Source organism: Amaricoccus sp., from assembly GCF_047602525.1.
GTDB lineage: Bacteria > Pseudomonadota > Alphaproteobacteria > Rhodobacterales > Rhodobacteraceae > Amaricoccus.
Genome location: NZ_JASGHB010000001.1, coordinates 1,533,393 through 1,554,201, shown reverse-complemented (window position 1 = coordinate 1,554,201; position 20,809 = coordinate 1,533,393). Strand labels below are relative to the sequence as shown.

At 71.8% G+C, this 20,809-nt stretch carries 19 protein-coding genes and 2 pseudogenes; 4 read left to right on the top strand and 17 right to left on the bottom strand.

Annotation, left to right across the window (positions count from 1 at the left end):
* Positions 1 to 104: 104 nt before the first annotated feature.
* The 9 genes and pseudogenes from QM699_RS08175 to QM699_RS08135 all read right to left on the bottom strand — a co-directional run bounded on the left by QM699_RS08175 (position 105) and on the right by QM699_RS08135 (position 8,265).
* Positions 105 to 578 (bottom strand): hypothetical protein, encoded by a 474-nt coding sequence (locus QM699_RS08175; RefSeq protein ID WP_415010665.1) that lies wholly within the window; start codon positions 576 to 578, stop codon positions 105 to 107.
* A 195-nt stretch (positions 579 to 773) separates the two neighbouring features.
* Entirely contained in the window at positions 774 to 1,712 is a 939-nt protein-coding gene (locus QM699_RS08170; protein ID WP_415010664.1) for an ABC transporter permease, read from the bottom strand.
* Entirely contained in the window at positions 1,709 to 2,635 is a 927-nt protein-coding gene (locus QM699_RS08165) for an ABC transporter permease (protein WP_415010663.1), read from the bottom strand. The genes QM699_RS08170 and QM699_RS08165 overlap by 4 nt, the downstream gene beginning before the upstream one ends.
* A gap of 238 nt (positions 2,636 to 2,873) precedes the next feature.
* Positions 2,874 to 4,340: a sugar ABC transporter ATP-binding protein gene (locus QM699_RS08160; RefSeq protein WP_415010662.1), complete on the bottom strand. Its 1,467-nt coding sequence runs from the start codon at positions 4,338 to 4,340 to the stop codon at positions 2,874 to 2,876.
* Complete coding sequence (locus tag QM699_RS08155; RefSeq protein ID WP_415012716.1) at positions 4,340 to 5,353, bottom strand: ABC transporter substrate-binding protein; 1,014 nt, start codon at positions 5,351 to 5,353, stop codon at positions 4,340 to 4,342. The genes QM699_RS08160 and QM699_RS08155 overlap by 1 nt, the downstream gene beginning before the upstream one ends.
* 113 nt (positions 5,354 to 5,466) lie before the next feature.
* Positions 5,467 to 5,766: a CcdB family protein gene (locus tag QM699_RS08150; RefSeq protein ID WP_415012715.1), complete on the bottom strand. Its 300-nt coding sequence runs from the start codon at positions 5,764 to 5,766 to the stop codon at positions 5,467 to 5,469.
* Between the two features lie 19 nt (positions 5,767 to 5,785).
* Positions 5,786 to 6,001 (bottom strand): annotated as a pseudogene (locus QM699_RS08145) (type II toxin-antitoxin system CcdA family antitoxin); the annotation flags it as partial.
* 63 nt (positions 6,002 to 6,064) lie between these two features.
* Positions 6,065 to 7,330, bottom strand: a complete 1,266-nt coding sequence (locus QM699_RS08140) for a D-tagatose-bisphosphate aldolase, class II, non-catalytic subunit (protein WP_415010661.1) — start codon at positions 7,328 to 7,330, stop codon at positions 6,065 to 6,067.
* On the bottom strand, positions 7,327 to 8,265 hold the full coding sequence (locus tag QM699_RS08135; protein ID WP_415010660.1) for a sugar kinase: 939 nt from the start codon (positions 8,263 to 8,265) through the stop codon (positions 7,327 to 7,329). Before QM699_RS08135 ends, QM699_RS08140 begins: the two co-directional genes overlap by 4 nt.
* A gap of 210 nt (positions 8,266 to 8,475) precedes the next feature.
* Between QM699_RS08135 and QM699_RS08130 the strand changes: the two genes are divergently transcribed.
* Positions 8,476 to 9,567, top strand: a complete 1,092-nt coding sequence (locus QM699_RS08130) for a zinc-binding dehydrogenase (RefSeq protein WP_415010659.1) — start codon at positions 8,476 to 8,478, stop codon at positions 9,565 to 9,567.
* Between the two features lie 10 nt (positions 9,568 to 9,577).
* Here the strand turns inward: QM699_RS08130 and QM699_RS08125 are convergent, their stop codons facing one another.
* The 3 genes from QM699_RS08125 to QM699_RS08115 form a co-directional block, all read right to left on the bottom strand.
* Complete coding sequence (locus QM699_RS08125) at positions 9,578 to 10,282, bottom strand: TerB family tellurite resistance protein (RefSeq protein WP_415010658.1); 705 nt, start codon at positions 10,280 to 10,282, stop codon at positions 9,578 to 9,580.
* Between the two features lie 97 nt (positions 10,283 to 10,379).
* A complete protein-coding gene (locus QM699_RS08120; protein WP_415010657.1) occupies positions 10,380 to 10,820 on the bottom strand; it encodes a hypothetical protein in 441 nt (146 codons plus the stop codon).
* Positions 10,821 to 10,822: 2 nt separating this feature from the next.
* Complete coding sequence (locus QM699_RS08115; protein WP_415010656.1) at positions 10,823 to 11,269, bottom strand: DUF1489 family protein; 447 nt, start codon at positions 11,267 to 11,269, stop codon at positions 10,823 to 10,825.
* A gap of 135 nt (positions 11,270 to 11,404) precedes the next feature.
* On the opposite strand from QM699_RS08115, the gene QM699_RS08110 reads away from it, so the two are divergent.
* Complete coding sequence (locus tag QM699_RS08110; RefSeq protein WP_415010655.1) at positions 11,405 to 14,263, top strand: adenosylcobalamin-dependent ribonucleoside-diphosphate reductase; 2,859 nt, start codon at positions 11,405 to 11,407, stop codon at positions 14,261 to 14,263.
* A 5-nt stretch (positions 14,264 to 14,268) separates the two neighbouring features.
* Here QM699_RS08110 and pdxA read toward each other — a convergent pair whose 3' ends face one another.
* Positions 14,269 to 15,261 (bottom strand): 4-hydroxythreonine-4-phosphate dehydrogenase PdxA, encoded by a 993-nt coding sequence (gene pdxA / locus QM699_RS08105; RefSeq protein WP_415010654.1) that lies wholly within the window; start codon positions 15,259 to 15,261, stop codon positions 14,269 to 14,271.
* A gap of 186 nt (positions 15,262 to 15,447) precedes the next feature.
* Here pdxA and QM699_RS08100 point away from each other — a divergent pair, with 186 nt between their 5' ends.
* Together QM699_RS08100 and QM699_RS08095 are read left to right on the top strand one after the other, a co-directional pair.
* Entirely contained in the window at positions 15,448 to 16,506 is a 1,059-nt protein-coding gene (locus QM699_RS08100) for a four-carbon acid sugar kinase family protein (protein WP_415010653.1), read from the top strand.
* Entirely contained in the window at positions 16,503 to 17,252 is a 750-nt protein-coding gene (locus QM699_RS08095; protein WP_415010652.1) for a FadR/GntR family transcriptional regulator, read from the top strand. The genes QM699_RS08100 and QM699_RS08095 overlap by 4 nt, the downstream gene beginning before the upstream one ends.
* A 110-nt stretch (positions 17,253 to 17,362) precedes the next feature.
* Here the strand turns inward: QM699_RS08095 and QM699_RS08090 are convergent, their stop codons facing one another.
* From QM699_RS08090 to QM699_RS08075, 4 genes and pseudogenes are all read right to left on the bottom strand, one after another.
* A complete protein-coding gene (locus QM699_RS08090) occupies positions 17,363 to 18,289 on the bottom strand; it encodes an Ldh family oxidoreductase (RefSeq protein ID WP_415010651.1) in 927 nt (308 codons plus the stop codon).
* A gap of 43 nt (positions 18,290 to 18,332) precedes the next feature.
* Positions 18,333 to 18,776: pseudogene (locus tag QM699_RS08085) on the bottom strand (NAD(P)-dependent oxidoreductase); the annotation flags it as partial.
* Positions 18,773 to 19,678 carry a dihydrodipicolinate synthase family protein gene (locus QM699_RS08080; protein ID WP_415010650.1) on the bottom strand — a complete coding sequence of 302 codons (906 nt, stop codon included), beginning with the start codon at positions 19,676 to 19,678 and terminating at the stop codon, positions 18,773 to 18,775. The pseudogene QM699_RS08085 and the gene QM699_RS08080, both read right to left, overlap by 4 nt.
* Position 19,679: 1 nt before the next feature.
* Positions 19,680 to 20,804 carry an iron-containing alcohol dehydrogenase gene (locus tag QM699_RS08075; protein WP_415010649.1) on the bottom strand — a complete coding sequence of 375 codons (1,125 nt, stop codon included), beginning with the start codon at positions 20,802 to 20,804 and terminating at the stop codon, positions 19,680 to 19,682.
* Positions 20,805 to 20,809 lie beyond the last annotated feature (5 nt).

Here is a 20,809-nt window from a genome sequence, read left to right as displayed (position 1 = left end):
GCGCCTGCCTGCCACTGACGGGACTGGGTTGGGCTTTTCTGTCATCTAGGGTGCGTTCGATCGATCCGGTGCTTCGTGGCCTCCAAGGTCGTCGGGAATGCGGATCAGAGCTGCAGGCGGTCGCCGATGGCGTCGAGCAGCGCCCGCTCGCCATCGCGGCCGGTGACGGGGGTGCCGTCGATATCCGCGAGCGCGGCGGCGATCGCCGGGTCGACCGGCGAGAAGAAGCCGTTCTCGCGGGTGGCAAGGCGGAAGCTGTCAACGCCGTCGCGGCGGCGGACGTCGCCGAGGTGATGCATCTGCCGGCCGGTGTTGGTGTCCACCATGCTGACCCGCCCGTTGAGCGCGATGCGGACGAACGGGCGAGGCGGCTCGGCCGCCGTGCTGGCGCGGGCGGTGTGGATCATGACGCCCGACGGTTGCGGCGCGGCGGGCTTCGGCTGCTGCTGCCGGGCAGACCAGGCGCCATTGGTGAGCCGGTCGGCCAGCCGGTCGATCGTCGGGCGGTTTGCCTCGATCAGGCGACGGGCGCGCTCGTCCTCGGGACGAGGGCCGTCGCGCCGGGAAATGATATCCACCACGTTCGTCTCCCCTGTGGCTGCCCGAGTCTTTGCCCTGGTCGGCCTTGGCCATACGCTACTCCAGCTGGATGCGGTGAGCCAGAAGCAGAAGGTAGCGTTTCGGGAGCGCGGGGCGGTAGTAGCGGCTTACCGCCGGGGTCAATTCTGCGGGACCGATCCGGAGCATTCGGTCGTCGTGACGGATGATTTGCGTCACGACGACCGCCGCCGGCCGCCGGCGGCGACGATCACGGCGATGATGATGAGCCCGGTGAGGATCAGCCGGACGCCCGCGCCGAGGCCGTAGGTGTTGAGCATGGTGACGAGCAGGAACATGAAGAGGCTCGCGCCCCAGATGCCCGGGACGTTGGAGTTTCCGCCCGCCACCGACGAGCCGCCGATGACCACGACGGCGATGGAGGTGAGCAGGTATTCCGCCCCCATGTTGAGGGCCGCGCCGCCGGAAAAGCTCGCGAGCAGGAAGCCGGTGAGGGCGGCGAGGATGGCGCAGAGCACGTAGGTCGCCAGCCGGATGCCATCGACCGGAATGCCGGCGAGCCGGGCCGCGCGGGTGTTCTGGCCGATGGCGAGCACGCGGCGCCCGAACAGCGTGCGCTCGAGCAGATACCACGCGGCGACGGCGAGCGTGACGGCGATCCAGGCGACGTTGGGGATGCCGAAGGTCGCGCCGGTGGAGAACTGCGCCAGCGCGTCGGGCGGCTTGATCCGGATGCCGCGGTTCGCCCAGATCGCCGTCGACTGGAAGATGAAGCTGGTCGACAGCGTGGCAATGATCGGCGGAATGCGCAGGGCGCGGATCAGCGCGAAGTTGGCGATGCCGACGCCGACCCCGACCAGCAGCGCCACGCCGAGGCCGAGGAGCGTGTTCCCGCCCCACGCGTCGATCGCCTTCAGCGCCAGCGTGCCGGCGAGGGTCATGTTCGCCGGGATCGACAGGTCGACGTTGCCGGGGCCGAGCGTGATGACGAACATCTGGCCGATGCCGACGATCACCGAGAAGGCCGCGAAGGTCAGTGCGGCCTGGGTGACTCCGGTGGCGGACGCGCCGCCGGTGAAGAGCACCGTGGCGATCCAGACTGCGGCCATGGCGATCCAGGACCAGATCCACGGACGGGCGGCCAGCGTCGTCATGCCTGGCGCTCCCGCTGGTTGAGGACGAGGCGGATGGCGAGGACGGCGATGAGGATCGCGCCCTGGGCACCGATCTGCCAGTCGGGTGAGAGGCGGAGGAAGGTGAGAAACGACGAGGCGAGCGTGAGGGTGAGTGCGCCGATCACCGCACCGACGGCCGAGACGCGCCCGCCGGTGAACTCGCCGCCGCCGAGAATGACGCCGGCGATGGAGAGCAGCGTGTAGCGCAGGGCGATGTTGGCATCGGCCGAGGTGGTGAGGCCGACGAGCGAGATGCCGGCGAGGACGCCGAAGACGCCGGCGAGGGCGTAGGTTGCGGCGCGAAGGCGCAGGACCGACCAGCCCGCGCGCTGCACCGAGCGGGCGTTGCCGCCGACGCCGCGCAGCGCCACTCCGAAGGACGAGCGCATGACGATGAGGTGCGCGATCGCGGCGATGACCAGGCTCGCCACGATGGCCATCGGCAGGAGCGGCGGCTTCGCCGTCATCAGCGTGCGAACGACGGGCGGCGCGCTGCCGCCGGGGGCGGGCAGGATCAGCACCGCGAGGCCGCCCCAGACGAAGCTCATGCCGAGCGAGACGACGATGGAGGGCAGCTCGCGCAGGTGGATGAGCACCCCGATGAGCGCGTAGGTGGCGACCGCGGCAGCGAGGATCGCGAGGCCGAGGAGCGGCGTGTCGTGGAGGAAGGACGCCGTGACGCAGGCGACGAAGCTCACGAAGGTGCCGATCGAGAGGTCGAGGTCGTTGACGGCGATGACCAGCATCTGGGCGATGGTGGCGAGCGCGATCGGGACCGCGAGGTTGAAGAGCAGGTTCAGCCCGAGATAGCTCATCGCCCGCGGCTGCAGCCAGAAAACAGCAGCGAGGAGCGCGGCGAAGGACAGCGCGGGGATGAGGACGCGCAGGGTGTCGGGCTTCATGCGGGCTCCCGGTGGGCGCTGGCGAGGGGGGCGTCCTCGCGCGATCGAAGCGTGCGCTCGTGCACGCGGGTCCCGGGCGCGCCGAGCGAACGCGATGCGCCCGCCGCGCCGGGGCGTGTGGCCACGTGGCAGCTGTCGGGGGGCGAGATTTCTGCGGTCGGGTGCCGATGCAGCTCTGGCGTCACCGTCTCTGCCCGCAGGACGCCGTGGGACTGCTTCGGGGCGGGCGAGACGATCATCACGGGTGCCCCCCGCCGAAGGAGGCGGCGATCAGGTTCTCCTCCGTCACCTCGTCGCCGGCGAGCGTTGCCGCCACCTTGCCCTCGCGGAAGACGTAGACGCGATCGCAGAGACAGACCTCGTCGGTCTCGGTCGAGTACCAGAGGAAGGTGCGCCCCGCTTCGGCCTCGGCGCGGATGCGGGCGTAGACGTCCTGTTTCGTGCCGATGTCGACGCCGCGCATGGGATCGTCCATCAGCACCACCGGCGCGCGACTGCCGAGCGCGCGGGCGAAGAGCGCCTTCTGCTGGTTGCCGCCGGAGAGCGACAGGATGGCGTCGCCCATCGACGGCGCGCGGATCGCCAGTTGCTCGCGCCACGTGGCACCGAAGGCCGCTTCCGCGGCGCGGTCGACGCGGCCGCCCGCCCGGATCATGTCGGGCAGGACGGTGGCGGTGGTGTTCCACAGGATCGACCAGAGCGGGAAGACGCCGTCGGTCTGGCGATCGCCGGCGACGAAGGCCGCGCGCGGCGCGCCGGTGCGCCAGCCGCCGGAGGTGGCGAGATAGAGCGCGGCCAGCGCCTCGCTCTGGCCGTGGCCGGCGAGGCCGGCGAGCCCGACGATCTCTCCCGGCCAGGCGGCGAGCGGCCCGTGGGACACGAGCGGTGCGCCGGCCCGCGCCCGCGCCGCGCGGCGGGCGGTGCGCTCGCGGGCGACGCTGCCCATGGCCGTGACGAGGCCGTGGGCGTCGAGCCCCGCGGTCGGGCGGTCGGCGGCGACACGGCCGTCCTTCATCACCACGACGCGGTCGCTGATCTCGATCACTTCGGAGAGGATGTGGCTGATGAAGACGACCGAGCCGCCCGCGGCGCAGAACCGGCGGACGTGGGCGACGAGTTCGCGGCCGCGGCGCGCGTCGAGCGACGAGGTGGGCTCGTCGAGGATCACGAGGCGCGGTCCCGACCGGGCCTCCGCGCCGGTGTCGAGGAAGGCGATGGCGATCTCGACCATCTGCCGCTGGGCGATGGAGAGCCCGCCGAGGCGGGCGGTGCCGGCGATGCCGTGGCCGGGGAAGATGCGGTCGAGGGTCTCGCGGATCGCCCCGGCGGCACGACGGCGCCAGCCGAGGCCACCCGAGCCCTCGCGCAGCACGCGGACGTTCTCGGCGACCGTGAGGTTCGGGCAGAGCGAGAGCTCCTGGAACACGCAGCGGATGCCGGCGGCGCGGGCCGCGGCGACCCCGTAGGACGCCACGGCCACGCCGCCCGTGGAGATCCGGCCGCGATCGGGGGTGAGGCCGCCGTTCAGCACGTTGACGAGCGTCGACTTGCCGGCGCCGTTGTGGCCGACCAGCCCGACGCATTCGCCGGCCGCGATGGCGAAGTCGACGCCATCGAGGGCGCGCACCGCGCCGAACGCCTTGGCGGCGCCGGCGATGGCGATGACGGGCGCCTGCGCGCCCGGGTCGGCGGCGTCGAGCGGCATCAGGCCCCGCCGGCGGCGGCGATCACCTTCGCGGCGTCGTCCTGACTGTAGTCGACGTTGGCGACACCGCCCTTGGGCGTGGTTTCCAGTGCCTTCTCGAGGTCGCCCTGCTCGATCTTCAGGAACGGCACCGTCAGGTCCTTCGGCACCTCCTTGCCGTCGAGGATCGCCTGCGCCACCCAGAAGGCGAGGGTGGAGACGCCCGGCGCGATGGAGGTGGACATGGTCTCGTAGCCGGTCTTGTCCTTCTGCTCCTTCCACCAGGCGAGCTCGTCCTGGCGGTTGCCCATGACGATGATCGGCGTGTCGCGCCCGGCGGCCGCGAATGCCTGCGCGGCGCCATAGCCGTCGCCGCCCTGCGTCACCACGGCCTTCACCTCGGGCAGCGAGGGCAGGATGCCGGCGACGGCCTTCTGCGCCACGTCCTGCGCCCAGTCGCCGTTGACGGAGCCGACGACCTTGAAGCCCGGGTTCTCGGTGACGCCGGCGGTGATGCCGGCGTGGATGGCATCGTCGACGAAGACGCCGGCGAGGCCGCGGATCTCGAGGAGGTTGCCGCCGTCGGGCAGGCGGGTCTTGAGGTACTCGATCTCGTCCTTGCCCATCTTCTCGAAGTCGACGGCGATGCGCCAGGCGCAGGGCTCGGTGACGACGCCGTCGAAGGAGACGACGGTGATGCCGGCGTCGCAGGCTTCCTTGATCGCGCCGTTGATCGCGGTGGGGGAGGCGGCGTCGATGACGATGGCGTCATAGCCCTGCAGGATCATGTTCTGGATCTGCGCCGCCTGCTCGGTCGCCTGGTTCTCGGCGGTGGTGAAGCTGTCGGCCGCGGCGACGATGCCGGCGGCGACGGCGGGCTTCGTCACCGAGTCCCAGCTCTGCAGCATGGCCTGCCGCCAGGAGTTTCCGGCGTAGTTGTTCGAGAGCGCGATCTTCTTGCCCGACGTGTCGGCGTGGGCGGCGGTGGCGGCGGCGAGCGCGACGCCGGCGAGGAGGACGGCGCGGAAGGTCATGCGGTTGGTCTCCCTGGGGTTCGGGCCTCGGTTCGGCCGAGGTCTTCGTGATGGCAGTTGAGCAGAAGCCGGGCGGAACGGGAAGGGGGTTCTTTCTGAATAAAGGCCGATGTTCAGATGCCGGAAAGCAGCATGTCGATGGCCCGGGTCACGGCATCGCGCTGCGCCGCTATCGAGCCGACGTGGACGCCGAGGGCGGCGATCGTGAGGGTGGCGGCAAGCTGGGGCAGCAGGACGAATGCCTCCCCGCCGACCAAGACCTCGGGGTTGAGCGTCCGCGCGGGGCGCATTCCAGATCCGGCAGGCAGGAGCGGCAGAACGACGCGGGTGCTCATCGCGTCCAGCAGGTCGTTCTGAGCGATGGTGACGAGCGTTCCCTCGGGGGTCCGGAAGACGTCGAACCGCCTCGGCACGGCGTTGGAACTTGCGGTGCTGAGCGAGCGGGACGCCCTCGGCGGCAATGAAGCGGTTGTAGTCGTCGATGGCCTTCGCGTTTTCCTCTGCCCAGCGGCGTGCGCGCTCGGTCCGCACCGCAAGCGCGACGCCCGCCTCCGCGGCGCGGGAAATGTTGGCCCCGAGCGCCTTTGCCTCGTCGAGAAGATGGCGATCGAGGGTCAGGCTGGTGGATCGTCGCGAGGCATATGTCATGGGCGTGGCATCCCCATGGGCTCCATGCCGAACTCTGCCGCAAGTTCGCCGGTAGCGAAATGGCTATGCCTTCCCCGGATGCGTCGCCGCGCGGTACTGGCGCAGGACGCGCTGCACCGCCGCGATCTGCAGGGCGTGGGGCGTCGGTTCGAGCTGGCCGCTGGCAACGTCCGGGTAGAGGGCCGCGAGGTACTGGCTGACCAGCGTCTCGGGGATCCGCCGGCCGGCGAGGCGTGCCTCGAGGGCAGCCAGCGCCGCCTGCGCGGCCGGGTCGGGCCAGTAGTAGCGGATCCGGTCGGCATAGCCGAAATGTCGCTCGCGGCGCAGGTCGTCCGGGGTGCCGTGCAGGTATTTCTGCCAGTTCGCAGGGTTGGCCACCATCACCGCCTCCATGGCGGCGGCCAGCGCGGGCGGCTGGCCGTCGAGGGCGGCGGCGATGTAGTCGAGGCCGTAGAGTGCTTCGCGCAACGCGAAGGTGAGGCCGGGGCCGACCTTCAGGATGGCAAAGCCGTCGCGGACGAGGGCGGCGAGCGCCTCCGTCGGCTGGTAGTCGGTGGAGTGGGCCTCGAAGACGAAGCCGGGGAGTTGGCCCAGCGTGGCCGAGAGCGCGCGGGCGGCCTCGGGGCGATAGATGATGACGTCGTCGTTGCCGAACTCGACGCCCGGCTGGACCACGGCGGCGATGGCGCGGGCGAAGGCGGCGTCGAGGCCGCGGGCGGCAAAGGCGCGGGCATGGACGGCGACCGTCTCGCGCGCGGCATCGGGGCTGGTCACTTCGAGGTGGTCGATGGCGTGGGTCGCTCCGCCCGGGACGGGCACCTCCGTGCCGATGACGTAGACCGGCGGCACGGGTGCCGATGCTTCCGCGACGGCGGCGAGGTCGGCGGCGCGCTCGGCCGTCACCGCGTCAGGCAGCGCGACGGGTTCGCCGGCGCAGCCCATGCTGGTGTCGAGGTGGATCTTCTCGAAGCCGGCGCGGGCGTAGGCGTCGACCATCGCACGGGCCTTGGCCATCGCATCGGCGGGCGGGAGATCCTTCCACGGGTTCGGGCCGAGGTGGTCGCCGCCGAGGATCAGGTGCTCGCGCGGGAAGGCCGTGGCGTCGGCGATCCGTTCGACGAACGCCCGGAAGTCGGCGGGCGTCATCCCGGTATAGCCGCCATCCTGGTTCACCTGGTTGCAGGTGGCCTCGATCAGCACGGGCGAGTCGGTCTCTACCCCGAGGCGGAGCGCGGCCTCGATCACCACCGGATGGGCGGAGCAGACCGAGGTGATGCCGGCGGTCCGGCCCTCGGCATGCAGGCGGGGAAGATCGGCGAGAAGGCTCATGCGTGCGCTCCGAGGAAGGCGTCGATTTCGGCCATCGTGGAGGTGCCCTCCATCGGGCCGCGGCGGGTGACGGCGAGGGCGCCGGAGGCGTTGGCGATCCGCAGCGCCTGGGCCGGCGGAGTGTCGCGCAGCCAGAGCGCGACGAAGGTGCCCGCGAAGGTGTCGCCGGCGCCGGTCGGGTCGATCTCGTCCACCGCGAAGGCCGGGGCGGAGAGGAGCGCGCCGTCGGCGTGGTAGCGGGCGCCCTCGGCCCCGTCCTTCACCACGATCGCGCCGATGCCGCGGCCGAGCAGGTCGGCGACCGCCTCGGCTTCGGTGGCGGCGCTGGAGAACAGGAACAGCTCCGGGCCCGACGGCAGGAACAGGTCGGTGCGGGCGAGCACCTCGTCCATGGTCTCGCGCGTGCCGGGCGTGGCGAGGACCGAGGGGCGGAGGTTCGGGTCGAACGAAACGGTGCCGCCCTTCGCATGGATCCGGTCGGCGGCGGACAGCGCGAGCGCGACGATCGCCGGCGTCGAGAGCGAGGAGCCCATGACGTGCAGGTGGTGGGCGCCCTCGATCAGCCGCTCGGCCTCCGGCGTGGCGCCGGTGGCGCCGGCCGCGCTGTGGCGGATGTTGAACACGAAGTGCCGCGAGCCGTCCGGGCGATAGCGCACGAAGGCGCTGCCGGTCGGAAGCTCGGGGTGGGTGACGATTGCCGAGACGTCAACGCCGTCGCGGGACAGGCGGTCGAGGTTGACCTGGCCGAAGTCGTCGGCGCCGACACAGGCGATCATGCCGCAGGGCTGGCCCATCTTCGCGACCTGGTCGATGAAGATCGCCGGGGCACCGGAGGGGTAGGGGCCGACGAGGCCGATCGGCTCGAGGAAACCGTCGCCCGGCTCCGTCGCCATGATCTCGACGAGAATCTCGCCGATGGTGATGATCTTCTTCACGTCCTTCCCCCCAGGGTGCCGGCCCCCCAGGGTGCCGGCTTGTCGGCGGCACGATTGCAGGGGATGGCTGGCGGTGTCCAGCAGCGGCTTCTGCCGCGAGAATGGGCAGCGCGGCGCCGGCGGCCCGGCGATCGCATTTTTTGCGCCTGCGAGAGATTGTCGCGGGCGGCCGGGCTTTCTACTGTCGCGCGACAGAAACAGGGAGGCACCATGCGCGCCGCCGTCTGCCGCGGTTTCGGTGAGCCGCTGCTCATCGAGGAACTGGAGCTCGCGCCGCCCGGGGCGGGGCAGGTCGCGGTGCGCATCGACGCGGTGGCGATCTGCCAGTCGGATGTGGCCCACGCGGCAGGCGCGTGGGGCGGGCCGTTGCCGACGGTGCTCGGCCACGAGGCGGCGGGGACGGTGACGAGCGCCGGCCCGGGCGTCCTCGACATGGTGCCGGGCACGCGGGTGCTCGTGACGCTGATCCGTTCATGCGGCGCCTGCCCCGCCTGCTCCAGCGGGGTGCCGACGTCCTGCGACCATGCGTTCGAACTCCTGTCGAGCCCGCTGCGCGATGCGAGCGGCGCGCCGGTGGCGCAGGGCATGGCGACGGGAGCTTTCTCCGAGGCCGTCGTCGTCGACCGGAGCCAGCTGGTGCGCCTGCCGCTCGACGTGCCGCCGGAGGCGGCGTGCCTGCTCGCCTGTGGCGTGCTGACCGGGGTCGGCTCGGTGGTGAACGTGGCGAAGGTGTCGCCGGGAGCGACGGTCGCGGTGGTGGGCGCGGGCGGCGTCGGGCTGAACGCGATCCAGGGCGCGGCGATCGCCGGGGCGGGACGGATCATTGCCATCGACCCGCTGCCGGCCAAGCGGGAGGCGGCGCGCCGCTTCGGCGCCACCGATGCGGTCGATCCCGGCGAGGGCGACGGGGCGGCCGCGGCGGTACGGGCGCTGACCCATGGCCGGGGCGTCGACTTCGCCTTCGTCGCGGTGGGGGCGCCGGCGGCGATCGAGGAGGCCGTGTCGCTGCTCGCGGTGCAGGGGACGCTGGTCATCGTCGGGATGCCGCCGTCGGGATCGGCGGTCCGGCTCGACCCCACGCTGCTTGCGGCGCAGAACCAGCGGGTGCTCGGCGCGCGGATGGGGCAGGCGGTCATCGCCCGGGATGTGCCCTGGCTGATCGAGGCATGGCGGTCGGGCAAGCTCAAGCTCGAGGCGCTGGTGACGGGCCGCTACTATCTCGACGAGATCAACGAGGCGATCGCGGCGACGCGGGAGGGAGCGGCGCTGCGCAACGTCGTCGTGTTCCGCGACCGCTGGTAGGCGTCACCCTTCAGTTCCCGGGTGCTGCCGCCCTCGCCGGCACGGTGCGTGCGGCGATCTCTTCCCAGGCGCGGTTGATCGCGGCGAGGCGGGTGGTGGCGAGCTTCACCGTCTCGACCGGCAGGCCGCGGGCGATCATCCGGTCGGGGTGGGTCGCGCGCACCAGTTCGCGCCAGCGCGCGCGGGCGGTGGCGAAGTCGGTGTCGCGCGGCAGGCCGAGCACCTGCCACGGATCGGAAATCCGGCCTTCGAGGTGACGCGCCTCGATGAGGTCGAAGGCGGCGGCGGGCACGCGGAAGATCTCGCCCACGCGCCGGAGAAAGCCCTCCTCGCCCTCGTGATAGCGGCCGTCCGCCATGGCGATCTCGAACAGCCCTTCGAGCACGTCCTCGAGCACCTCGGGTTCTGTCTCGAACATTCGGGCGATCCGGCTGGCGTAGGCCTCGAAGCCCGCAACGTCCTGACGGGCGAGGTTGAACACCCGTGCCGCCGCCGCCTCGTCCTTGGGCGCGAGCTGGAAGACGCGGCGAAAGGCGGCGACCTCGGCGGGGCGCACGAGCCCGTCGGCCTTGGCCATCTTCGCGCCCAGGCTGACGACGGCGATGGTGAAGGCGACGCTGCGCTCGGGGCGGCGCCAGTCGAAGAACGCGATCAGGCTCTCGCCTCGGGCGACGAGCGCGGCGATGGCCTCGGAGATGCGGGTCCAGATCGACATCACGCGCACCCTATCAGGCGCTGCCGCGCCGCACAAACGGCCCGCGCGGCTGGGACGGTCAAACCCGCGCGCGTCGCGGCGGCGCGGGGACCGTGGTTCAACCCTGTCCGGCGAGCGACTGGAGGCGCGACATCAACGTGTCGCTGCGGCGCAGCGCGAAGAGCACGTCGTCGATGCGGGTCTGGCCGTCGGGCTCCGGCACGATGACGATGTAGTCCATCCAGCCGGTGCCGTCCGGCTGACTGCGGGTGATCTGCACCAGCGCGGCGTTGACCGTGCGCGCGGCGCAGTTGGCGACCGGAGTCGCGTAGGTCTGGAACAGCAGTGCCGGCGGCGGCAGCGACGGGTTGCCTGCCACCCGATCGAGCGCCGCGCCGAGCTGGCGCGAGAGCAGCGGCCGGAGGTCGGCGAGGTCGCCGGCGGTCGTCAGCCGGCAGAACTCCGCCCCGAGGTCGTCGTAGTTGAAGGCGGAGCCGGCGACGGCGGGCGCTGCCGCCACGAGCGAACCCGCGAGGGAGAGGAGGATGGCGAGGCGCATGGTCAGAGCACTCCGATCTCGGCGAGGCCGGCGACGAGCGTCGGCGGCAGATCCTCGGCCGCGCGGCCGGCGAGGTCGGCCGGCGCGTCCTCGGGCCGGAGGTAGCGCCAGCCCTGGAACGGCCGGCGCGGCTGCGGGCGGGTGCGCACGATTTCCGGGTCGAGGCGGATCGCACAACGCTCGATGCCATCCTCCCCGGTGCGCGCCTCGAACCCGAGCACGCGCTGCCGGGCGAGCACCAGCCCGCGGATCACCCAGTAGAGCGAGCCGCCGTCGAGCAGCTCGTCGCTGCGCTTCGGCCACATGCGGGTGACGTGGACGGGGTGAAGGTGGATGGGATCGAGGTCGGGCCCCGCGGCGCGGCGCTCGGCAATCCGCTCCGCCTGCCAGGCGGCGAGGTCGTCGACGGCCTCGGCCCCGACGCAGAGCTTGAGCAGGTGAACGGGCATCGACTCACTACGTGTAGCGGAACGCTTCCGCGAATTGCCCAAGATATACCGGGGTTGCCGCGGCTCCGCAATTGACCGGGGACCCCCTCGCACCTATCTTTGAAGGCCCCTGCCTGCTGCCCCGCGAGGCCCTGCGTGAACAAGCCGCACCTGCCTGACCGGACCTGTGCGAGCCTGCCGTGGCAGGAGGTCAGCCTCGATGTGCTGCGGGAAAAGTACGCCAAGGGGGCGGAGCGCGCGCTCGACGGCGCCGCTGCGGTGCGGGCCGTGCGGGCGCGGGTCGCGAAGGCGCTGGCTGCGGTCGAGGATGTTCCCGCGGCGCACGAGGCCGGGTTTCTCGCGGCCCTGGAGGCCGGGTTCATCCCCGGTGGCCGGATCAACTCGGCAGCCGGCTCCGGGATCCGCGAGGTCACGCTCATCAACTGCTTCGTGCAACCAGTGGGCGATTCGGTTTCGGAGACGGTGGACGGCAAGCCCGGCATCTACATCGCCCTGCGGGAGGCGGCGGAAACCATGCGCCGCGGCGGTGGCGTCGGCTACGACTTCTCGGCGATCCGGCCGCGCGGCGCGCGGGTGCACGGCACCGACAGCGCCGCCTCCGGGCCGATCAGCTACATGCACGTCTTCGACCAATCCTGCGCCACGGTCGAGTCCGCCGGCGCCCGTCGCGGGGCGCAGATGGGCGTGCTGCGCGCCGACCACCCGGACATCCTCGAATTCGTCGGGGCCAAGCGCCAGGCGGGACGGCTCAACAACTTCAACATCTCGGTCGGCGTGCCCGACGCGCTGATGCGCGCGGTCGAGGCCGACGGCCCCTTCGAGCTGGTCCACAAGGCCGAGCCCGGCCCGGCGCAGATCGCCGCGGGGGCCCACCGGCGCGACGATGGCGCCTGGATCTACGCCACGATCCGCGCGCGCGAACTCTGGGCGGCGATCATGCGCTCGACCTACGAGGCGGCGGAGCCCGGCGTGCTGTTCCTCGACCGGATCAACGGCGAGAACAACCTGCATTACTGCGAGACGATCGAGGCGACGAACCCCTGCGGCGAGATCCCGATCCCGGACCACGGCTGCTGCTGCCTCGGGTCGATGGACCTGACGCGCTTCGTGACCGACCCCTTCGACGCGGGCGCGGCCTTCGACCATGCGCGCTTCGCCGAGGTCGTGGCGGTGGCGGTTCGGATGCTCGACAACGTGCTGGCCGCGACGGTCTGGCCGCTGCCGGAGCAGGCGCGCGAGGCGCAGAGCAAGCGACGGATCGGGCTCGGCTTCACCGGGCTCGGCGACGCGCTCATCCTCATGGGCCTGCGCTACGACAGCGCGGAGGCGCGCGGATGCGCGGCCGAGATCGCGCGGACGATGCGGGACGCGGCCTATGGCGCGTCGGTGGCGATCGCGCGCGAGAAGGGCGCGTTCCCGCTGTTCGACGCGGAGAAATACCTCGCCTCGGGCATGGCCGCGCGCCTGCCCGCCGTGCTTCGCGACGAAATCCGGGCGCACGGGCTGCGCAACAGCCACCTGCTCTCGATCGCGCCGACCGGCACCATCAGCCTCGCCTTCGCCGACAATGCCTCGAACGGCATCGAGCCGGCGTATTCGTGGTTCTACACCCGCAAGAAGCGCGAGGCCGACGGCTCGATGCGCGAGTACCGGGTCGAGGATCACGCCTGGCGGCTCTGGCGCGCGCGCCACGGCGACGCCGCGCTGCCGTCCGCCTTCGTCAACGCGCTGGAGATTTCGGCGCGCGACCATATGCTGATGCAGGCGGCGATCCAGCCGTTCATCGACGCCGCGATCTCCAAGACGGTGAACGTGCCGGAAGACTATCCCTTCGAGGACTTCGAGTCGCTCTACCTCGAGGCGTGGAAGGCCGGGCTGAAGGGGATCACCACCTATCGTCCGAACAGCGTGCTCGGCTCGGTGCTGTCGGTCGAGACGGCGGAGGCGCCGCAGGATCTCGACCAGTCCGAGCCCGACCGGCGGATCCGCATCTCGGCCGCGCCGCAGGTGGCGCTGGCCGCGCTGCGCTGGCCGCACCGTCCGAAGCTGACCGACGGCTCGCCGTCGTGGACCTACATGGTCGAGGCGCCGGAGCGGCGCTTTGCGGTGTTCGTGGGCCACGTCGAGAACGGCGTGCGCCATCCGTTCGAGGTCTGGGTGAACGGCGAGCAGACCCCGCGGGGCCTCGCTGCGCTCGCCAAGAACCTGTCAATGGACATGCGCGCGCAGGATCCGGCGTGGCTGTCGCTGAAGCTCGAGAGCCTCGCCAAGACGCCGGGGGCGCCGTTCACCCTGCCGATGCCGCCCGACGGGCGGACGGTGCCGGTGCAGGGCGCGGTCAGCGCCTTCGCGCGGGTGGTCGAATACCGCTGCCGCGCGCTCGGGGTCTTTGACGGCGATGACGAGGCGACGCCGCTGGTCGACGCGATGTTCTCGCGCAAGGAGCCGAAGTCCGGCGTCGACGGCACGCTGAGCTGGACCGTCGACATCCTGAACCCGACGACGGGCGACGACTTCGCGATGTTCGTGAAGGAATGCGTGTTGCCCGACGGGACCAAGCGGCCGTTTTCCGTCTGGCTGTCCGGGGCTTATCCGCTGGAGTTCAACGGTCTCACGAGGTCGCTGTCGCTCGACATGCGGGTGATTGATCCGGCGTGGATCGGCAAGAAGCTGCGCGGGCTGAAGGATCTGCCCGAGGCGCAGGGCGACTTCTTCGCGCGGGTGCCCGGCTCGGAGAAGCAGGCGGTGCAGCCCTCGACCATCGCCTACGTCGCGCGGCTCCTGATCCATCGCTACGAGATGCTGGGCGTGCTCGACCCGGCCGGCTATCCCACCGCCGGCTCGACGCGGCTCTGGACCGACGCGCCGGCCCCGGGCGCGGCCCCGACGCCGGTCGCGGGCCGCACCTGCCCGGAGTGCGGCCACCCGACCCTCGTCCGCCGCGACGGCTGCGACTTCTGCACCGCGTGCGGCCACATCGGTGCCTGCGGCTAGGCTTGTCAGGCCGGCGAGGTCTCGCGCCGGCTGGCCGCGAGCGTGCGGGCGTAGGAGAGCGCCGAGAGCATGTTGACGTGGTTGGCGCGACCGGTGCCGGCAATGTCGAACGCGGTGCCGTGGTCGACCGAGCTGCGGTCGATCGGCAATCCGAGCGAGACGTTCACCGCCGTGTCGAAGGCCACGAGCTTGATCGGGATGTGGCCCTGGTCGTGATACTGCGCGACCACGAGGTCGAAGGCGCCGTTGTAGGCGCGATGGAAGACGGTGTCGGCCGAGATCGGCCCGCTCACGTCGATGCCCTCTGCCCGCGCGGCGGCGACGGCAGGGGCGAGGAATTCGCTGTCCTCGGTGCCGAACAGGCCGTTCTCGCCGCAGTGCGGGTTGATGCCGGCGACGGCGATGCGGGGCGCGGCCAGCCCCATGCGCTTCAGGTGGCGGTTGCCGGTGCGGATGGTCTCGAGCACCCGCTCGGGCCGCGCCCGCTCGATGGCCGTCTGCAGCGACACGTGGGTCGAGACGTGGATGACGTTCAGCCGCTCCGAGGCGAGCAGCATCCACGAGGCCCGCTGTCCGGTCAGGTGCGCGAGCAGGCCCGTGTGCCCGTCGTAGTGGTGCCCGGCGGCATTCAGCGCCTCCTTGTTGATCGGCGCGGTGACGATGCCGGCGGCGCGGCCGTCGCGCGCCCAGTCGACGGCGGTGCTGATGTACTGGAACACGGCCTCGCCGCAGCGCGGGCTGAGCACGCCGAAGCGGTCGGGCAGGCCGGCGACGGGCACGTCGATGACGCCGATGCCGTCGCCACCCGGGGCCGTGAGGGGCAGGTCGAGCCCGGACGCGGCCATCGCGCGCGCGAGCACCGCGGAGTCGCCGACCACGGCGAAGTCCCGGCGTTCGGCGGGGTCGAGAGCAGCGAGCGCCTTCACCGTCACCTCGGGCCCGACCCCCGAGGGGTCTCCCATGGTGATGACGATCGGGCGACGGGTCGAAGCGGTCATCTCTGGTCCTTCCTCGGGGCCGGCGATTCGAGTTTGTAAAGTCTGGTCTGGATCCTGTCCGCGGAATTATGTTTTGTCTTTTCCGCTATTTGGATGGTAGTCCCTGACGGGTTGGTTGCCAATTTTCGCGTTCACACTGAACATGTTTACCTGTACGGTGGGCGGAAATCAAATCCGGATTCACCCATGCGAGTTCTGATCGTCGCCGATGACCTGACCGGAGCGCTCGACAGCGCCGTCGCGCTGGTCGGGGCTGGCCTCACGTGCGTCGTGGCGCGGCGCCCCGCCGACGTTCCGGCCGCCCTCGCGATGCAGCCGGACGTGCTCTCCGTCAGCACCGCCTCGCGTGAGGGGGATGCAGGCGCCGCCCGGGCCGCGGTCGCTGCGGTACTCGCCGCCGCGGGTCCGCTGCCGCCGCTCGTTGTAAAGAAGGTGGATTCGCGCCTCAAGGGCCACGTCGCCGACGAGGTTGCGGTCCTTGCCGGCCACGCCGGGTATCATCACGCGCTGGTCGCCCCCGCGATTCCGGCGCAGGGGCGCACGGTGGTGGCGGGTCGGCTGATCGGCGCAGGCGTTGCCGCGCCGATCGACGTCGCCGCTGCGCTCGCCGGCAGCGGGCTGGAGGTCGTGGTGCCGGACGTCTCGACCGACGCGGATCTCGACGGGGCGCTCGCGGCCCTCGCCGGCGGGCCGCCGACCCTGCTGGTCGGAGCGGCAGGGCTCACCGCCGCGCTGGCGCGCCGGTTGTCGCCGGGTCGCTGGGCGATGCCGGTGCCCCGGCTGCAGGCGCCGGTCCTGCTCGCGATCGGTTCGCGCGACCCGATCACTCTGGCGCAGGTGGATCGCCTGGTGGCGACCGGATGGGCGGCAGTGACGCCCGCGCCGGACGGCCTCTGCCCGGCCGGGGCGGGGGGGAGAGGGGTTTTGCGGATGGTGGCGGGGGGCGGCGCGTTCGATGCGCGGGCGGCTGGAGAGCGGTTTGCGGAGGGAATTGCGCAACTTGTCAGGGCAGAAGGCGTCGGGACGCTGCTCGGCTGCGGCGGCGAGACGGCGGACGCAATCCTCGGCGCGCTCGGTCAGGGGGTTTTGGTGATTGATGGCGAGGTCTTGCCGGGGATGCCGGTGTCCGGCATGGTGGTGGATGGGCGCCGCGTGCAACTTGTCACGAAGTCTGGCGGCTTTGGCGCGGTGGACGCGCTCGTTGCCATGGTCGCGGCGGCAGAGGCTGGAGAACGGACGCGATGAAGGACGGGGCCGAGCAGCACGAGCGGACCGCCGGCGACGCCCCGAAGGCGCGGCCGGGCCTGGCGGATCGGGTCTATCACCTGCTCTACAGCCGGATTTCGAACGGCGACTATCCCGCCAACCGCAAGCTTCCGTCGGAAAAGACGCTGGCCGAGGAGTTCGGCGTGTCGCGGCCGATCCTGCGCGAGGCGCTGGAGCGGCTGCGGGAGCAGGGGCTCATCCATTCGCGGCAGGGGGCGGGCAGCTTCGTGCGCGAGATGCGCTCGGTGCCGCTGGGCTTTGCCCGGGTCGAGACCATTGCCGACATCCAGCGCTGCTACGAATTCCGCATCTGCATCGAGGCGATGGCGGCGCGGCTGGCGGCGGCGCGGCGCGACGACACGGCGCTGGAGGAGATCGGCACGGCGCTGTCGCTGATGGAGGGCGCGACCGACTCGCTCACCCACCGCGAGGATGCGGACTTTGCCTTTCACCTCGCCGTCGCCAAGGCGGCGAACAACCAGTATTTCGAGGCGTCGATGCGCGCGCTGCGCGAGCATATCTACGTCGGCATGAAGCTGCACGGGCAATCGCTGATGACCGACGGGGCGCCGGGCCTGCGTGCGGTCTTCGGCGAGCATTCCGCGATCTTCGCAGCGATCCGGGAGGGCGACGGCGACACCGCGGAGCGGCTGATGCGCGCCCACCTGACCCATTCGCGGGACCGCCTGTTCGGCGGGATGCTGGTCGATCTCTGCCGGGGCTGACAACCCGATTTCGACGGTCCCGGCGCCTGCACATCGTATGCACAAACCATGCACCGATCATGCACCGATCATGCACCACCCGTGCGGAGCAGGTTGGGGAAGCGTAGTCATCAACTTGTAAGAAGCGCCGGCACGCCGAGGCGTTCCGCGTGGGGCGCGAGGCTCTCGAGGATGCCCGGGTGCAGGGCCACGCCCTCGGCAACAGCGGTGCGGCGGCGCGCGAGGGCGTGCTGGCCGGGAAGCCGGACGGCGGCGACGCCGGGGCGCGGCGGGGTGTTGCGGCACGCTGCCGCGAGCCAGCCGGTCTGGCGGAGGAAGGCGGCGCGGCCGCCGAATGCCTCCGGGTCCCAGACCTGCACCGTCACGGCGGCGTTGGTGCCCTTCGGCGCGTCGGCGCGGCCGTACCCGGCAAGCCCCTGGGTCAGCGCCTCGGTGGCGAGCGCCATGCCGTAGCCCTTCTGCCCGTGGTCGAGGCCGCCGGTCGGCAGCAGCGTGCCGCCGTCCTGGACCACGGCGGGGTCGCGCGAGGGGTTGCCGTCGCGGTCGAGGAGCCAGTCGTGCGCGTAGCTCCGGCCCTCCCGGATCATCCGCTGGGCCATGTTGACGGTGGTGATCGAGGCGGAGATGTCGATGAGGATCGGATCGCCGTCGGTCGGGATGCCGGTGGCCACGGGATCGGGGGTGTAGACGCCGACGCGGCCGCCGAAGGGCGCGACCTGCGCGCCCGAGGGCGAGGAGGAGGCCACCTGCACCATCATCCCGCGGTCGGTGGCGATCGCGAGATAGGCGGCCAGCGCGCCGATGTGGTGGCTGTCGGCGATGGCGACGGTGCAGGTGCCGTGCGTGGCGGCGCGGTCGGCGGCGAGCGTCACCGCCTCGGAGGTGAGCCAGGCGCCGGGCAGGCGGCGGCCGCGCCAGCAGACGGCGGCGCCGCGGTCGGAGACGATCTCGGGGGCGCCCGAGGTCGTCATCACGCCGTCGGCGATGCTCTGGAGATACCAGCCGGCCAGGGCGAGGCCGTGGGTGGTGTGGCCCATCAGGTCGGCTTCGACGAGATAGGTCGCGACGGCGGCGGCCGATGTTGCCCAAGCCGACGATGCCGAGGGTCTTGCCGCCGAGTTCGCGGCCGACGCCGCGCTCCCAGCGGCCGGCCGTCACCGAGGCGTGGCCGGCGGGGATGGCGCGGGCGAGGGCGAACATCAGGCCGACGGCGAGCTCGGCCACCGCGTCGGCGTTGGCGCCGGGGGCGTTCAGGACCGGCACGCCGCGGGCGGTGCAGGCGGTGAGGTCGATGTTGTCGACGCCGACGCCGTGCTTGAGGACGCCCTTCAGCCGCGGGGCGGCGTCGAGGTGGGCCGCTGTGACCGGCAGCAGGCCGACGATGAGGAAGTCGGCCTCGGGGAGGTGTGCGGCGACCGTGGCTTCGTCGAGGGCGCGGACGAGGGTCCAGCCGGTCGCGGCGAGCCGGTCGGGGACGCTGCCGTGCCGGCCGAAGCCCGGCGAGGTCGAGAGGACGCGGGTCAGGCCGAGGCGTCGGCCATCAGGCCGTGCTTGACGAGGAGCGCCGCGATCTTCCTGTCCTGCTCGGCGTCGGGCAGCAGCGCCGGCTGGCGGCTGGCACCGACGGAGGCATCCATCAGGTAGAGCGACCGCTTCACCAGCGCGGGCGGATAGCCGAGCGTGTAGAGATCCTTGCGGAAGGCGCCGAAGGCATCCTGTGCCGTCGTCGCCCCGGCCTCGTCGCCGGCGTTGAAGGCGGAGACGATGGCGGCCAGCGTCTCGGGCATGACATTGCCGAGGCCCGAGATGCAGCCCTTGGCGCCGTTCTGGAAGGCCCAGTGCACCAGATGGTCGGGGCCGGAATAGACCTCGAAGCCCGGCATCTCGCGGGAGACCTGAAGATACGCCTCCAGCGTGTCCTGCGCACCGCCCGAGTCCTTGATGCCGGCGATGTTGCCATGGGCCGCGAGGGTCTTCGCGGTCGCGGGCTCGATGTGGTTCTGGGTGCGGGCGGGGATGTCGTAGAGGTAGGTGGGCGTCGCCACCGCATCGGCGACGGTCGAGAAGTGGCGGATCAGGCCGTCCTGCGTGCACTGGATGAAGAACGGCGTGATGACGGCGATGCCGTCGACGCCGAGGGCGGCGAATTCCTTTGCGAGCAGGATGGTCTCGAAGGTCGCGGGCATCCCGGCGTTGACGATGACGCGGGCGCGGCCGCCCACCTCCTCGACGACCTCGGCGCAGAGCCGGACCTTCTCGTCGAAGGTGAGCGCGGTGAAATCGCCGTTGGTGCCGGCGCACATGATGTTGTTGCCCGCCGCGACCTGGCGGCGGACCTGGGCGCGGGTTGCGGCGAAGTTGATGGTCTCGTCGTTGTTGAAGCAGGTGACGAGGGCGACGAAGGCGTCCTTGCGGTCGTGGGTCATGTCAGTACGCGGCCTCGTAGATTTCCAGGATGTCGTGCTCGGACAGATCAACCGGGTTCCAGTCGAGCAGCCGGCGGATGGCGTGCGCCTCCTTCGCCGAGGCGGGGAGGTCGTCGCGGGGGACACCATGCGCACCGAGGGCCATGTCGAGCCCGAGGCGCCGGCAGAAGTCGGTGGCGCCGCCCAGCACCTGCTGGCGCGCGTCGGTGCCGAAGCCGAGGGCGCGGCCGATCAGCGCGGTCTTTTCCGGGGTGGCCGGGGCGTTGACGGCGAGGACGTGCGGGAAGATCAGCGCGTTGGCGATGCCGTGGGCGAGCTTGTGGCGGGTGCCGAGCGGGTAGGCGAGGGCGTGGCCGGCGGTGGTGTTGACCGGCCCGAGGCAGACGCCGCCGTAGAAGGCGGCGAGCGACAGGCCGGCGCGGGCCTCGATGTCGGTGCCGTCGGCGACCGCGCGGGCGAGGTAGCGGCCGACGAGTTCGATGCCCTGCAGCGCGTAGGCGTCGATGATCGGGTGCGACCGCTTCGAGGTGAACGCCTCGACGCAGTGCGCCATGGCGTCGACCCCGGTCGCCGCGGTGACGAAGGCCGGCACGGAGACGGTGAGGCCGGGGTCGATGATCGCGATGTCCGCGAGCATGTGGACGCTCTCGGTGGCGATCTTGTTGCGGGTGGCGGGGTCGGTGACGAGGGCGCGGGTGCCGACCTCGGAGCCGGTGCCGGCGGTGGTCGGGATCTGGGCGAGGACGACGCGGCGGGCGGGGGCGCGGTTCGGGCCGGAGATGTCGGGCAGGCGGAGGTCGGACGAGACCAGCACCGCCACGAGCTTGGCGAGGTCCATCGCACTGCCGCCGCCGAAGCCGATCACCGCGTCGGCGCCGGCGGCCTTTGCCGCGGCGACGGCGGCCTCGAGGTTCGGGAGGTCGGGCTCGGGCTGGACGTCGCCGAAGAGGGCGGGGTCGCGCAGGCCGAGGACGTCGAGCCGGGCGGCGTTCACCTTGTCGGCGACGACGAACGGGCGGGAGGCGCCGGCGGCGGCGAGCCACGCGGCGAAGGTGTCGACCTGGCCGGCGCCGAAGCGGATGACGCCGGGGCGCTGCATCTCGATCGGGGTTTGCAGGGTGGTCATCGGGG